Annotated in this window: 11 protein-coding genes; 7 read left to right on the top strand and 4 right to left on the bottom strand. The window is 73.2% G+C overall.

Going from position 1 to position 13,936, the window contains the following annotated elements:
- Window positions 1-6 precede the first annotated feature (6 nt).
- From ACH4ZA_RS16670 to ACH4ZA_RS16640, 7 genes are all read left to right on the top strand, one after another.
- Window positions 7-1,080: a helix-turn-helix transcriptional regulator gene (locus tag ACH4ZA_RS16670; protein ID WP_398430071.1), complete on the top strand. Its 1,074-nt coding sequence runs from the start codon at window positions 7-9 to the stop codon at window positions 1,078-1,080.
- The gene (locus ACH4ZA_RS16665; RefSeq protein ID WP_398430070.1) at window positions 1,077-1,367 is read left to right on the top strand and encodes a hypothetical protein; all 291 of its coding nucleotides are present in this window, start codon (window positions 1,077-1,079) and stop codon (window positions 1,365-1,367) included. Before ACH4ZA_RS16670 ends, ACH4ZA_RS16665 begins: the two co-directional genes overlap by 4 nt.
- Before the next feature lie 20 nt (window positions 1,368-1,387).
- Window positions 1,388-1,582 carry a hypothetical protein gene (locus ACH4ZA_RS16660; protein ID WP_351672211.1) on the top strand — a complete coding sequence of 65 codons (195 nt, stop codon included), beginning with the start codon at window positions 1,388-1,390 and terminating at the stop codon, window positions 1,580-1,582.
- 298 nt (window positions 1,583-1,880) lie between these two features.
- Window positions 1,881-2,168: a Sec-independent protein translocase subunit TatA gene (tatA, locus tag ACH4ZA_RS16655; RefSeq protein ID WP_398430068.1), complete on the top strand. Its 288-nt coding sequence runs from the start codon at window positions 1,881-1,883 to the stop codon at window positions 2,166-2,168.
- Window positions 2,169-2,215: 47 nt separating this feature from the next.
- Complete coding sequence (tatC, locus tag ACH4ZA_RS16650) at window positions 2,216-3,160, top strand: twin-arginine translocase subunit TatC (RefSeq protein WP_398430067.1); 945 nt, start codon at window positions 2,216-2,218, stop codon at window positions 3,158-3,160.
- 31 nt (window positions 3,161-3,191) lie between these two features.
- Entirely contained in the window at window positions 3,192-4,082 is an 891-nt protein-coding gene (locus ACH4ZA_RS16645; RefSeq protein WP_398430065.1) for a diacylglycerol kinase, read from the top strand.
- A 74-nt stretch (window positions 4,083-4,156) separates the two neighbouring features.
- Window positions 4,157-7,009, top strand: a complete 2,853-nt coding sequence (locus ACH4ZA_RS16640; RefSeq protein WP_319281217.1) for a DEAD/DEAH box helicase — start codon at window positions 4,157-4,159, stop codon at window positions 7,007-7,009.
- Window positions 7,010-7,300: 291 nt separating this feature from the next.
- On the opposite strand, the gene atzF is transcribed toward ACH4ZA_RS16640, so the two are convergent.
- The 4 genes from atzF to ACH4ZA_RS16620 are packed head-to-tail and all read right to left on the bottom strand — an operon-like array spanning window position 7,301 to window position 13,893.
- Window positions 7,301-8,953 carry an allophanate hydrolase gene (gene atzF / locus ACH4ZA_RS16635; protein WP_398430064.1) on the bottom strand — a complete coding sequence of 551 codons (1,653 nt, stop codon included), beginning with the start codon at window positions 8,951-8,953 and terminating at the stop codon, window positions 7,301-7,303.
- A gap of 10 nt (window positions 8,954-8,963) precedes the next feature.
- A complete protein-coding gene (locus ACH4ZA_RS16630) occupies window positions 8,964-12,470 on the bottom strand; it encodes a 5-oxoprolinase/urea amidolyase family protein (RefSeq protein WP_398430063.1) in 3,507 nt (1,168 codons plus the stop codon).
- The gene (locus tag ACH4ZA_RS16625) at window positions 12,467-13,069 is read right to left on the bottom strand and encodes an urea amidolyase associated protein UAAP2 (RefSeq protein WP_319281221.1); all 603 of its coding nucleotides are present in this window, start codon (window positions 13,067-13,069) and stop codon (window positions 12,467-12,469) included. Before ACH4ZA_RS16625 ends, ACH4ZA_RS16630 begins: the two co-directional genes overlap by 4 nt.
- Complete coding sequence (locus ACH4ZA_RS16620; protein WP_398430062.1) at window positions 13,066-13,893, bottom strand: urea amidolyase associated protein UAAP1; 828 nt, start codon at window positions 13,891-13,893, stop codon at window positions 13,066-13,068. The genes ACH4ZA_RS16625 and ACH4ZA_RS16620 overlap by 4 nt, the downstream gene beginning before the upstream one ends.
- Between the last annotated feature and the right edge of the window lie 43 nt (window positions 13,894-13,936).

Raw genomic sequence — 13,936 nt, 5'->3', positions numbered from 1 at the left:
AACACAGTGGCAGGCAAACCGGTCAGGCCCACGAACGCGATCGACCAGACCCGGCGGATGCTCTCCCTGGTGACGTACCTGCGGGAGCGCCCGGGCGCGCGCATCGAGGACGTGGCGCGGGCCTTCGGCATCACCGAGGACGAGCTGGTCTCCGACCTCGACGTGCTGCCCATGTGCGGCACGAGTTTCCGCGGCGGCGACCTCCTCGACATCGACACCGACGGCGAGCGCATCTGGTGGCACAACCCGGCCGCGCTCGGCGCGGACGCCGCCGAGCCGCTGCGGCTGGCCGCCGACGAGGCGACCGCGCTGCTGGTGGCGGCCCGGGCGGTGGCGACGCTGCCCGGTCTGCGCGAGGGCGACCGGCAGGCGCTGCTGCGCGCCACGGCGAAGGTGGAGACCGCCGCGGGCGAGGCGGCCGGGGCCAGCTCCCGTCTGTCGGTGACGTTCGAGTCCGAGGGCGGGGTCTTCGCCGACGTCGACCGGGCGATCTCGGAGCGGCGCCGGCTGTGGATCCGCTACTACTCGCCCGCTCGTGACGAGGTCACCGAGCGCGAGATCGACCCGATCCGCCTGGTCAGCGTGGGACACACCTATGTCGAGGCCTGGTGTCGCCGCTCGGAGGCGCGCCGCACCTTCCGGCTGGACCGGGTGGCCGAGATCAGGATCCTCGACGAGCCGTCGGCGCCGCCGGAGATCGAGCTGCGGGACCTTTCGGAGGGGCTGGTGCAGCCGTCCGCGGAAGATCCCGAGGTCGTCGTCGAGGTGGGCCCCGGGGGCCGTTGGGTCGCCGAGTACTACCCGCACGACAGCGCCGATGAGCTTCCCGACGGCGGGCTGCGTATCACTCTGCGCACGCCCGACCCGGCCTCGCTGCGGCGGCTGGCCCTGCGGCTCGGGCGTGACGGGCGGATCGTCTCGCCGCCGGACCTCGCCGACAGTGCCCGCCGGGCCGCCCGCGAGGCGCTGGCGGCGTACGACGGGTTCGAGGCGGCGGGAACGGCAGCCGGACCGGCGGCCGTGCAGGGGGCCCGGCAGCAGGGCGAGGGCCGGATCGACGGGCGGGAGCAGGGGCTTTGAGCGAGTCGGTGACGTCCGGGGTGCGGACGCTGTCGGTGGCGTCCGCGTTCGCGGGGATGCGCAGTGTGGGCCCGGTCCTGTTCCGGGCGGCCTGCCCGGACTGCCGGGGTCGTTTCGAGCTGACCGCGAGCGCGCTGAGGCTCGCGATCGGTGCGTCCAGCCGTACCACCTTCTACTCGTTCACCTGCCCCGACTGCGGGGCGGCCGTGCGCAAGCCGGCCGGCGAGCGCATCGTCGAGCTGCTCACCGGCGGCGGGGTCAGGACCCTGCGCCTGCAGACCCCGTAGCGGGGTCTAGGCTCGGCCCCATGTTCTGGCCGATGTGCGCGGTTGCGTTGGGTTTCGCGGGTCTCGCCGTTCTGGCGGTGTTCGCCGTGCGGGTCTTCCTCGAGGCGCGGCGTCTGGGCCGGCAGGTGGCGGAGTCCGCGCGCCGTATCGACCGGGCCGCCCAGGACCTGGAGCGGGCGGCGGTGAGCGCGGCTCGTGCCGCGGACGCCCTGTGACTTGCCCTCCGGGCCGGTCGGCGCGGCGATCTCGGGCCGTCGGGCTGCGGTCGTTCTGTGAGTCCCCGGGCGAATGCGTTTTGGGACACTTCGCCCTCCCGCGCCGGTGGGGGAGGCAGGTACGCTGCTGATCGCGGCCCGGATAACGAGGCCCGAGCCGCGCACCGGGAGTAGGCACAGGGATTGCCTCACGTTTACCCCTGAGCGTTACGATCGCTGTCAACACGATCGTTCGGACAGTTGTCCGACCGGTCGGACGGTAACCACCCCCGCAGCCTCGGTGAGAAGGTAAAGACTTATGTTCGGAAGGCTCGGCGCCCCCGAGATCATTCTCATCCTCGTCGTCGTCATCCTGCTGTTCGGCGCCAAGAAGCTTCCCGACATGGCGCGGTCGCTCGGCAAGTCCGCTCGCATCCTCAAGAGCGAGGCCAAGGCGATGAAGGAAGACGGCAGCAGCACGGCCACTCCGGCCGGCCCGCCGCACCACGACGAGCAGCCCCCGGCTCAGCGCACCATCCAGGCCTCTCCCGGTGACGTGACCAGCTCCCGTCCGGTCACCGAGCCGACGGACACGACCAAGCGCTGACGCAGGGCCGGTGACCTCCGGCCCGCCGCACGAGATGGGAACGTGGGTTGCTGAAGTCTGCCCGCAAAGAGGAGATGGACCCCGAGGGGCGGATGCCCCTCGCGGATCACCTTCGTGAGCTCCGCAACCGGCTCGCGAAGGCGATGCTGGCCATCGTCGTCGTGACGATCGTGGCCGCCTTCTTCTACAAGAACATCATCGAGTTCTTCACGAACCCGATCCTGCACGCCGTGGGGTGCGAGTCCAGTTTCGCGGAGCTGGCGCACCAGCGCAGCGGCACCTGCGCCCGTATCGTGCTGAACGGTCTGCTCACGCCGTTCACGCTCGCCCTGAAGGTCTCCCTGATGGCGGGCGTGATCTTCGCTTCGCCGGTCTGGCTTTACCAGCTGTGGGCCTTCGTCGCGCCGGGCCTGCACAAGCACGAGCGCAAGTACGCGTACGCGTTCGTCGGCACGGGCGTTCCGCTGTTCCTCGGCGGCGCGTTCTTCGCGTACAAGACGCTGCCGACCATGGCCAAGGTGCTGCTGCAGTTCTCGCCCGCGGACCTGGACAACCAGCTGCCGCTGGACGACCTGCTCGACCTGATCGTGCGCATGGTGCTGGTCTTCGGGCTCTCCTTCGAGCTGCCGCTGCTGCTGGTGATGCTCAACCTGACCGGGGTGCTCACCGGCAAGCGCATGCTCGGCTGGTGGCGCGGGATGATCATCGGGATCACGGTGTTCGCCGCGGTCGCCACGCCCAGCACCGACCCGCTGACCATGCTGGCGCTCGCCGGCCCGATCTGGGTCCTCTACTTCTGCGCGACTGCCTTCTCCCTGCTCAACGACCGTCGCAAGAGCCGTCGCGACGCGATGGGGCCGGCCGACGACGAAGCCTCCGACCTGGACCTCACGCCCGAGGACCTCGGCGAGGTCGAGACGGTCACGGCGAGCCGGTCACTGCCGGAGCAGTCGACCACGGAGCGCGTCAACGGTTATGACGACGTGACCTGAGAGGCGCCGGAGAGCTCTTAAGGTCATGCCCGTGACCAGCGAGATCACCCTCTTCGTCAATCCCGCGGCGGGCCGCGGCCGGGGCGCCCGTGCGGCGCGGCCGGCCGCTTCCGCGTTGCGGGCGGCCGGCTACCGCGTGCGCACGGTCCTCGGCGAGAACGCCGGGGACGCCCTCGCCCGCGCGCGGGCCGCCGTCGCGGACGGCACCGGTGCGCTGGTCGCCGTCGGCGGCGACGGCATGGCCCACCTCGCGCTCCAGGCCGTCGCCGGCACCCGCACCCCGCTCGGCCTGGTCGCCGCCGGCACCGGCAACGACTTCGCCCGCGCCCTGGGCCTGCCGCTGCGCGACCCGGCCGCCGCCGGAAGGCTGATCGCCGACGCCCTCAAGGCGGACCGGATCCGTGACGTCGACCTCGGCCGTACCGGCGAACGCTGGTTCGGCACGGTCCTCGCCTCGGGCTTCGACTCCCGCGTCAACGACCGCGGCAACCGTCTGCGCTGGCCTCCCGGGCGCGCCCGGTACGACCTGGCGATGCTCGTCGAACTGGCGGGCCTGCGCCCCTTCCCGTACCGGATCACGCTCGACGACGGCGCCGTCCTGGAGGTCGAGGCGACCCTGGTCGCCGTCGGCAACGGTCCGTCCTACGGCGGCGGCATGCGGATCTGCCCGGGCGCCGACCTCGCCGACGGGCTGTTCGACGTCACCGTGGTCGGGCACTGCAGCCGTACGACGCTGCTGCGGGTCTTTCCGATGGTGTACCGCGGCACGCACGTGGAGCGTCCCGAGGTCACCGTGCACCGGGCGGCGAAGGTCGTGATCGCCGCCGAGGAGGTGTGGGGGTACGCGGACGGGGAGCGCCTCGGACAGCTGCCGCTGACCGCCCGGTGCGTGCCGGGCGCGGTCCGGGTCGTCGGGCCCTGAACCCTTCCGGCACGGCGCCGGCCGTGCCCCTGTGAGCTGGGCGTACCGAGGTTCGACCGTCGCGGATCCGGATAATGATCGTCCTGTTGTCGGTGCGGCCCGGTACGCTCGAAAGCACGATGACAGAGGATCTCTCCCCGGCCGAGCGGTACGAGGCGGCGCGCAGGCGCGCTGTCGAGCAGGCCACCTCGCTCGCGTCCTTCCGCGAGATGTACGACTTCGGTCTCGACCCCTTCCAGATCGAGGCCTGCCAGGCGCTCGAGGCGGGCAAGGGCGTCCTGGTCGCCGCGCCCACCGGTTCCGGCAAGACGATCGTGGGCGAGTTCGCCGTCCACCTCGCTCTCCAGCAGGGCAAGAAGTGCTTCTACACGACGCCCATCAAGGCGCTGTCCAACCAGAAGTACTCCGACCTGTGCCGCCGCTACGGCAGTGACAAGGTCGGTCTGCTCACCGGCGACAACAGCGTCAACTCCGACGCCCCCGTGGTCGTGATGACCACCGAGGTGCTGCGGAACATGCTGTACGCCGGCTCGCAGACCCTCCTCGGCCTCGGGTACGTGGTGATGGACGAGGTGCACTACCTCTCCGACCGCTTCCGCGGCGCCGTGTGGGAGGAGGTGATCATCCATCTCCCCGAGTCGGTCACCCTGGTCTCCCTGTCGGCGACCGTGTCCAACGCCGAGGAGTTCGGCGACTGGCTGGACACCGTGCGCGGCGACACCGAGGTGATCGTCTCCGAGCACCGGCCCGTGCCGCTGTTCCAGCACGTCCTCGCCGGACGGCGGATGTACGACCTGTTCGAGGAGGGCGAGGGGCACCGCAGGGCCGTCAACCCCGATCTCGCCCGCCTGGCCAGGATGGAGGCCTCCAAGCCCTCGTACCAGGACCGCAGGCGCGGCCGGAACGTGCGCGAGGCCGACCGTGAGCGGGAGCGCCGGCAGCGCTCGCGGGTGTGGACGCCCGGGCGGCCGGAGGTCATCGAGCGGCTCGACGCCGAGGGGCTGCTGCCCGCCATCACGTTCATCTTCAGCCGGGCCGCCTGCGAGGCCGCCGTCCAGCAGTGTCTGTACGCCGGGCTGCGGCTGAACGACGAGGAGGCGCGCGCCGAGGTCCGCGCCCTGGTCGAGGAGCGCACCGCCGCCATCCCCCACGAGGACCTGCACGTCCTCGGCTACTACGAGTGGCTGGAGGGCCTGGAGCGGGGCATCGCCGCCCACCACGCGGGCATGCTGCCCTCCTTCAAGGAGGTCGTCGAGGAGCTGTTCGTGCGCGGCCTGGTCAAGGCCGTCTTCGCCACCGAGACGCTCGCCCTGGGCATCAACATGCCGGCCCGTTCGGTCGTCCTGGAGAAGCTCGTCAAGTGGAACGGCGAGCAGCACGCCGACATCACCCCCGGCGAGTACACCCAGCTCACCGGGCGCGCGGGCCGGCGGGGCATCGACGTCGAGGGCCACGCCGTCGTGCTGTGGCAGCGCGCCATGAACCCCGACCACCTGGCCGGGCTCGCCGGCACCCGCACCTATCCGCTGCGCTCCAGCTTCAAGCCGTCGTACAACATGGCGGTCAACCTCGTCGAGCAGTTCGGGCGGCACCGCTCGCGCGAGCTGCTGGAGACGTCGTTCGCGCAGTTCCAGGCCGACCGTTCGGTGGTCGGGATCTCCCGGCAGGTGCAGCGCAACGAGGAGGGCCTCGACGGCTACCGGGCCTCCATGACCTGTCATCTCGGTGACTTCGAGGAGTACGCGCGGATGCGCCGCGACCTCAAGGACCGTGAGACGGAGCTGGCCAAGGAGGGCGCGGCCCAGCGGCGCGCCGAGGCCGCCGTGGCCCTGGAGAAGCTCAAGCCCGGGGACGTCATCCACGTGCCCACCGGCAAGTACGCGGGTCTGGCGCTGGTGCTCGACCCGGGGCTTCCCGCCGGGCGCGCCAACGGCCACCGCGGCTTCGACCACCACGACGGGCCGCGCCCGCTGGTCCTCACCGCCGAGCGGCAGGTCAAGCGGCTCGCGTCGATGGACTTCCCGGTGCCGGTCGAGGCGCTGGACCGGATGCGGATTCCGAAGACGTTCAACCCGCGCTCGCCGCAGTCCCGTCGGGACCTGGCCTCGGCGCTGCGCACCAAGGCCGGGCACATTCCGCCGGAGCGGGCCCGCAAGCAGCGCTCCCAGGCGGCCGACGACCGGGAGATCGCCCGCCTGCGCACCGCGATCCGGGCGCACCCCTGTCACGGCTGTTCCGACCGGGAGGACCACGCCCGCTGGGCCGAGCGCTACCACCGGCTGCTGCGCGACACCTCTCAGCTGGAGCGCCGCATCGAGGGACGCACCAACACCATCGCCCGTACCTTCGACCGGATCGTGGCGCTGCTGACCGAGCTGGACTATCTGCGGGGCAACGAGGTCACCGAGCACGGCAAGCGGCTCGCCCGGCTGTACGGCGAACTCGATCTGCTCGCCAGCGAATGCCTGCGCGCCGGCGTGTGGGAGGGGCTGGCCCCCGCCGAACTCGCCGCCTGCGTCTCGGCGTTGGTCTACGAGGCTCGGGTCGGCGACGACGCGATGGCGCCGAAGCTGCCCTCCGGCAAGGCGAAGGCCGCGCTCGGCGAGATGGTGCGGATCTGGGGCCGGCTGGACGCGCTGGAGGAGGACTTCCGGATCAGCCAGACCGAGGGCGTGGGGCAGCGTGAACCCGACCTCGGGTTCGCCTGGTCCGCCTACATGTGGGCCTCCGGCAAGGGGCTCGACGAGGTGCTGCGCGAGGCGGAGATGCCGGCCGGCGACTTCGTGCGCTGGTGCAAGCAGGTCATCGACGTGCTGGGGCAGATCGCGGCGGCTTCTCCTGCGGAGGGCTCGAGTGTGGCGAAGGCTGCGCGCAAGGCTGTCGATCAGCTGCTGCGGGGAGTGGTGGCCTACTCGTCGGTGGGGTGAGTGAGGGGCGGCGGGTGCGGGGGGTTCGTTGCTGGTCGCGCAGTTCCCCGCGCCCCTGAGGGGTGTTTGCCCCGGCCTTGGGTGTGGGGTGGCCGGGGGGCGGGTGCGCAGTTCCCCGCGCCCCTGGGGGTTTGTCCGCCGTGCCGCTGAAAGGCTTGCCGCCCGCCCAGCGCGCTTGAGGGGTGTTTGCCCCGGCCTTGGGTGTGGAACGGCCGGGGGCGGGTGCGCAGTTCCCCGCGCCTCTGGGGGCTTGCCGCCCGCCCAGCGCCGCTGAGGGGCGGTGCTGCGGGACTACGCCTGGAGTTGGTTGAGGTAGGTGCGCCAGCTGCCGTGTGGCGTGATGTCCTCGGCGTCCTTCAGCGCGCTCGGCTCGCACAGGAAGCCGGGGACCGCGCTGCCGTCCGACAGGTGCACGCTGCCCAGCGTCATCGGGCGGGGGAGTGCGGACAGCAGGCGGCCGAGGCCCTGTGCGGGCAGACGCCACACCTCGGCCTCGATCGCCGCGCCCCCCTCGCCGACGTGCTCGAGGCCCGGCTTCGGTGGTGAGGTGCGCAGGGCGTGCAGGCGGTAGACCGGGGCGGTCGTGGTCGTGACGTCGAGCCGGGCGCCCAGCGCCAACAGCTGCGGGTTCAGCGGCTGGCCCGTCAGATGCGCGCCCACGACGGCCAGTCGGGTCTCGGGCTGGAGCAGGGCGGCGATCCGCGCCAGCCGCTCGTCCGTGTGCGCCGGTCCGACGAGCATCACGCCGAACGGGAGGCCGTTCACCTCGCCGGCCGGCGCCGCCACCGCCGCGAGGTCGAAGAGGTTGGTGGAGTTGGTGAATCGGCCCAGCCGGGCGTTGGCGCCCAGCGGGTCGGCGGCGACCTCCGCGAGCGTGGGGTGTCCGGGAGCGGTGGGCAGCAGCAGGGCGTCGGCGTCGGCCAGTTCGGTCAGGGCGCGGGTGCGCAGGGCGGCCAGCCGGTCCTGGTCGGCGAAGAGCCGGTGGGCGGGGATGTCGCGGGCGCCGGAGATGATGGCGGCGACCGTCGGGTCGAGGCCCGCCCCGCCCTCGGCGACCGCCTTGTCGACGAACGCGCCGACGGCGGTGTAGCGCTCGGCCACGAAGGCGCCCTCGTACAGCATGGCCGCGGCCTCCGTGAAGGGGGTCAGGTCCAGGGGGCGGAGTTCGGCGCCGGCCGCCGCCAGCTGCCGGGCCGCCGCCTCGTACGCCTCGCCCCAGCCCTCGTCCAGCTCGCCGAGCTGCGCGCGCGGCGGGACGGCGATCCGCCAGGGGCCGGGAGAGCGCCCGGGGAGTGTCGGCGGGGGGCCGGCGGCCATGTGCGCCAAGGCCTGCTCGGCCTCCGCGAGGGTGCGGGCGAACACCGTCACGCAGTCCAGGGACGCGCACGCCGGGACGACGCCGGCCGTGGGCACCAGGCCCCGGGTCGGCTTCAGTCCGACGATGCCGTTGAAGGCGGCCGGCACTCGGCCCGAGCCCGCGGTGTCCGTGCCGAGCGCGAGGTCGACGATGCCGAGGGCGACCGCGACGGCCGAGCCGGAGCTGGAGCCGCCGCTGACGCGGGCCGGATCCCACGCGTTGCGGACCGCGCCGTACGGGGAGCGGGTCCCCACCAGGCCGGTCGCGAACTGGTCCAGGTTCGTCGTGCCGAGCAGCAGTGCGCCGGCCGCGCGCAGACCGGCCACCGCCGGGGCGTCCTCGGCGGGCTCGTAGGCGTACGCCGGGCAGCCCGCGGTGGTGGGCAGGCCGGCCGCGTCGATGTTGCCCTTGACGGCGAAGAGCCGTCCGGCGAGGGGGAGTCGCTCCCCGGCGGCGACGCGTTCGTCGATCGCGCGGGCCTCGGCCTCGGCCTCCTCCCGGGGGCGCAGGCAGATCCAGATCTCGGGGCGGTCCACGGCCTCGACGCGGTCGTAGGCGGCGCGGATCCGGCGGAGCGTCGTCGACATGGGGTTCCTCTCAGTTCGCGGCCGGGGCCAGGACGACCAGCGCCGTCCCCGCCTCCACCTGGTCGCCGGGCCGGGCCAGCACCTGCGCCACCACGGCGTCGACGGGCGCATGCACCCTGGACTCCATCTTCATCGCCTCCAGGGCGAGCAGCGGCTGACCCGCGCTCACCACGTCCCCGGGCGAGACGTTCACCTGCCACACGGACGCCGCGAACTCCGCCTCGACCAGCCGGCCGCCCGCGGGGACGGTCACCTCGGCCGGGGGTGCGGGCGTGGCCGTGGCCGCCTGGGCCCGCGCGAACTCGCCCGCCGCCTCCCACGCGTCGCGCTCGGCGGCGAACGCCGCCTGCTGACCCGTCCTGAACGCGGCGATGGAGTCGGCGTGTTCGGCGAGGAACGACCGGTACGCGGCGAGCGAGAACGTGCCCTCCTCGATGCGCGGGACGAACCGGCCCGAGGTGATGTCGGCTCGCAGTTCCAGCAGTTCGTCCGCGTCGACCGGGTACCAGCGGATCCGGTCGAAGAAGCGCAGCAGCCAGGGCGAGCCGGGTGCGAACGCGCCGCGCTGCTGCCACGGCGACCACACCTGCGTCGTCCGGCCCACGAACTGGTAGCCGCCGGGGCCCTCCATGCCGTAGACGCACAGGTACGCGCCGCCGATGCCCACCGAGTTCTCCGCCGTCCAGGTGCGCGCCGGGTTGTACTTCGTCGTCACCAGCCGGTGCCGGGGGTCGAGCGGGGTGGCCACGGGCGCGCCCAGGTAGACGTCGCCGAGGCCCAGGACCAGGTATTCCGCGGCGAAGACCGTGTCGTAGACGTCCGCCGGCGTGCCGAGGCCGTTGACGCGGCGGATGAACTCGATGTTCCACGGGCACCAGGGGGCGTCGTCGCGGACGCCCGCCATGTAGCGCGCGATGGCCTCCCGGGTCGCCGGGTCGTCCCAGGAGAGCGGCAGGTGCACGGTGCGGGAGGGCACGACCAGCTCGTCCGTGGGCGGCAGCGCGGTCACCGTCCGCCGTACGGACGTGAGGAGTTCGCACAGCGGGAGGCGGCCCGGGTCGGTCCGGATCTGCAGGGAGCGGATGCCCGGCGTGAGGTCGGTGACACCGTCCTGGCCGGCCTCGGCCACCGCCTCCATCAGGGCGTGCACCCGCATCCGCAGGGCCAGGTCGAGCTGCATGGGGCCGAACTCGACCAGCAGGTTGTCGTCGCCGCTGCGCCGGTACGTCACGTCGCCGTCCCGGGCCAGCACGCCGCCGTCGACGATCACGGCGCGCGGTGCGCCGTCCACGTCCACCGGCCGGAAGCGGACCGTGTCGCCGGGGCGCAGCTGGCCCAGCTTCCAGCGCTCGGAGCTGAGGACCGTCGCCGGGCACACGAACCCGCCGAGCGAGGGCCCGTCCGGTCCGAGCAGCACCGGCATGTCGCCCGTGTAGTCGACGGCGCCGACGGAGTACGGCGTGTCGTGGATGTTGGACGGGTGCAGGCCCGCCTCGCCGCCGTCGGTGCGCGCCCAGCGCGGCTTGGGCCCGATCAGCCGCACGCCGGTGCGGGCCGAGTTGAAGTGGACGCTCCAGTCGGCGGCGTAGAAGTCGCGGATGTCGTCCTCGGTGAAGAACTCCGGTGCGGCGTGGGGTCCTTCGACGGCGCCGACGTCCCAGACGGAGCCGAACGACGGTGGGTCCGCGACCGGGGAGCCCTCGGCGGTCGTCCCGCCGTGCAGGACGTCCCCCGTCCGCAGCGCCCGTCCGCCGTGACCGCCGAACCGGCCCAGGGTGAAGGTGCTCGCGCTGCCGAGGAAGGCGGGGACGTCCAGGCCGCCCGCGAACAGGACGTAGGTGCGCAGCCCGTGTTCGCGCGGCGCGCCGACCTCCAGCAGGGAGCCGGCGGGCACGGTCACCGGTTCCCACTGGGCGACCGCGGCGCCGTCGACGGTGACGGGCGCGGGCGCGCCCGTCACGCAGACGGTCGTGGCGTGGCTGAACCGCAGTGCCGGACCGCGCAGGGTGCACTCCAGGCCCGGGGCGCCCTCGGGATTGCCCAGTGCCCGGTTGCCGAGGCGGAAGGAACGGTCGTCCATGGGGCCGGACGGGGGGACGCCGACCTGCCAGTGCCCGGTGCGGCCCGGCCAGTCCTGGACGGTGGTGAGGGTGCCGCCGGAGACCACCTCGACGCGGGGGGTGGGGTCGTGCACCTCGGAGAGCGTCGCCGTCGAGTGGGCGGCCGTGACCACGCGGTCGTCGGCCAGCGCCGCCCGCACCAGCCCCAGGTTGGTCTCGATGCCGTCGACGCGGGTCGCGGCCAGGGCGGCGTCGAGGCGCCGCAGGGCCTCCGTGCGGTCGCGGCCGTGCGCGATCACCTTCGCGAGCATCGGGTCGTACGACGTCGTCACCTCGGTGCCGGTCTCCACCCAGCCGTCGACGCGCACCCCCTCGGGGAAGTCCACCCGGGTCAGCAGACCGGCGCTGGGCCGGTGTCCGCGGCTCGGGTCCTCGGCGTAGAGGCGGGCCTCGACGGCGTGGCCGCGCGGCGGGCCAGGGTCGCGGACGACGTCTGCCTCGCCCCGCGCGAGGCGCAGCATCCAGCCGACGAGGTCGACGCCGTAGATCTCCTCGGTGACCGGATGCTCCACCTGCAGACGGGTGTTGACCTCGAGGAAGTACGCCTCCTCGCGGGCCGCGTCGTAGACGTACTCGACGGTGCCGGCGGAGCGGTAGCGCACCGAGGCGCACAGGTCGCGAGCTCCGGCGGCGAGCCGGGCGCGCACATGGTCGGGGATGCCGGGCGCCGGGGCCTCCTCCAGGACCTTCTGGTTGCGGCGCTGCAGCGAGCAGTCGCGGTCGCCGAGGACGACGACGCCGCCCTCGCCGTCGCCGAACACCTGGACCTCGACGTGGCGGGCGTTGCCGACGAGTCGTTCCAGGAAGACGCCGGCGGTGGAGAAGGAGGCCGCGGCGACGCGCTGGACGCGTTCCCAGGCGTCGGCCAGCTCGTCGGGTCCGGAGCAGGCCGACATGCCGATCCCGCCGCCGCCCCCGGTCGCCTTCAGCATCACCGGATAGCCGATCGCCCGGGCCTTCTCCTGTGCTTCGGTCAGCGAGCCGAGCAGTCCGGTGCCCGGCGCGAGGGGCACCCCGGCCGCCTGCGCCGCCGCCCGGGCGGTGTGCTTGGCGCCGAACAGTTCCAGCTGCTCGGGCGTCGGACCGACGAAGACGATGCCGGCGTCGGCGCAGCGGCGGGCGAAGGACGCGTCCTCGGAGAGGAAGCCGTACCCCGGGTGGATCGCCCCGGCCCCGGTGTCCTTGGCGGCCCGCAGGACCAGGTCGGCGTCGAGGTAGGACTCCTTGGCGGGGGCCGGTCCGAGCCGCACCGCCTCGTCGGCGAGCCGGACGTGCGGCGCCGAGCGGTCGGGGTCGGAGTACACCGCGACCGTGCGCAGGCCGAGCTCGCGGGCGGTGCGGATGATGCGGACGGCTATCTCGCCGCGGTTGGCGACCAGCAGCGTGTCGAAGGTCATGCGCCGGCCGCCTCGGTGATCGTCATCTCCACCGCCGTCGGCTCGAAGCCGTTGCACGGGTTGTTGATCTGCGGGCAGTTGGAGACCAGCACCAGCACGTCCCGTTCGGCGCGCAGTGAGAGGGACAGACCGGGCGCGGACAGGCCGTCGACGATGCCGAGGGTGCCGTCCTTCTCGACGGGCACGTTCATGTACCAGTTGATGTTGGAGACCAGGTCCCGTTTGCCGAGGCCGTGCCGGGCGCCCTCGGCGAGGAAGTTGTCCACGCAGGCGTGCTGGGCGAACGTGTGGTGGCCGTAGCGCAGGGTGTTGGACTCCTTGGAGCAGGCGCCGCCGACGGTGTCGTGGCGGCCCACGTCGTCGGCGGTCACTGTCATCAGCGCGGTGTGCTCGTTGGACATCAGCACGCTGCCCGTGGTGAGGAAGATGCCGCCCTGGGCGTGGACGGTGTCGGGGGCGCTGTAGCGCACGGACGTGTCGTGGGCGTCGTACACGAGGAAGTCGACGGCCTGGTTGCCGTGCAGGTCGGTGATGACGAGGGTGGCGCCGGCGCGGACGACGGACGACCAGGCGGCGCGGGCGGGAACGACGGTCTTCATGCGATCCCCCGGGCGATGAGGTGTTCGGCGGTGTTGAGGAAGGCGCGGCGGCCCTCGGGGGTGGCGTCCCACAGCGGGTCGCCCGGCCGTGTCGGGCCGGCCCGCCAGGCGAGGACCTCGAGTGCGGTGCTGACGTACTGCGGGCGCGGGTCGCACGGGTGCGGCACGTTGGCGATCAGGACCGTCACGTCCTGTTCGGCGCGCAGGGTGACGCTGCCGCCCGGGCCGGCCGACCCGGTGAAGTCGAGGGCGCCGTCCTCGCCGACCCGCACGCCCTGGAAGAAGGAGAGGGACGGCGGCAGGTCGCGCGGCTCGAGGCCGTTCTTGGCGGCGGCCAGTTTGAACAGCTCCCGGCCGGCCGGGGAGGGGGACTGCGGGGCGCCGTCGCCGTAGCGCTCGGTGTTGCGCACGAGTGTGGAGGTGCCGCACAGGGCGTCGTGCCGGCCGGCGGTGTCGACGACGACCGAGGCGAGGACGCGCCCCTGGTCGGAGAGGAGCAGGACGCCCTCGCCGAGGTAGGCGTTCCACTGCACCTTGACCGTGTCGGCGACGTTCAGCCGCTCCCAGGGGCGGTCGGCGGCGAACAGGAGCAGATGGGCGCAGGCGTCGCCGTGCAGGTCGGTCAGGCGCAGTTCGGTTCCCCGGGCCAGGACGCGGTGGGTGTAGTTGCCGCCCGCGACCGTCTCGGCCCAGACCAGCAGCCCCGCCTCGCAGGGCGGGGCCGGCCAGTCCCGGGCCGGGACGACCGGCATGGCCTCGGCGTGTGCGCCCTCCTGGGCCCGGGCGTGGGCGCGTGCTCCGTATGTGGTCGCTGTCGCCGCCATGGCGGACCTCCGCAGCTCGGTTCCGTCACTGTCGCGTTGATTT

This window comes from Streptomyces sp. NPDC020597 (assembly GCF_044335095.1).
In the GTDB taxonomy this organism is placed as follows: Bacteria; Actinomycetota; Actinomycetes; order Streptomycetales; family Streptomycetaceae; genus Streptomyces.
The sequence above is the reverse complement of the archived record's forward strand: the minus strand, read 5'-3'. Positions and strand labels throughout refer to the sequence as shown.

Excerpts from the sequence above, each read along its gene's own strand:
- ACH4ZA_RS16620 (WP_398430062.1), bottom strand. The coding sequence starts at position 13,893 with ATGGCGGCGACAGCGACCACATACGGAGCACGCGCCCACGCCCGGGCC.
- ACH4ZA_RS16630 (WP_398430063.1), bottom strand. The coding sequence starts at position 12,470 with ATGACCTTCGACACGCTGCTGGTCGCCAACCGCGGCGAGATAGCCGTC.
- ACH4ZA_RS16625 (WP_319281221.1), bottom strand. The coding sequence starts at position 13,069 with ATGAAGACCGTCGTTCCCGCCCGCGCCGCCTGGTCGTCCGTCGTCCGC.
- ACH4ZA_RS16640 (WP_319281217.1), top strand. The coding sequence starts at position 4,157 with ATGATCGTCCTGTTGTCGGTGCGGCCCGGTACGCTCGAAAGCACGATG.
- ACH4ZA_RS16660 (WP_351672211.1), top strand. The coding sequence starts at position 1,388 with ATGTTCTGGCCGATGTGCGCGGTTGCGTTGGGTTTCGCGGGTCTCGCC.
- atzF (WP_398430064.1), bottom strand. The coding sequence starts at position 8,953 with ATGTCGACGACGCTCCGCCGGATCCGCGCCGCCTACGACCGCGTCGAG.
- tatA (WP_398430068.1), top strand. The coding sequence starts at position 1,881 with ATGTTCGGAAGGCTCGGCGCCCCCGAGATCATTCTCATCCTCGTCGTC.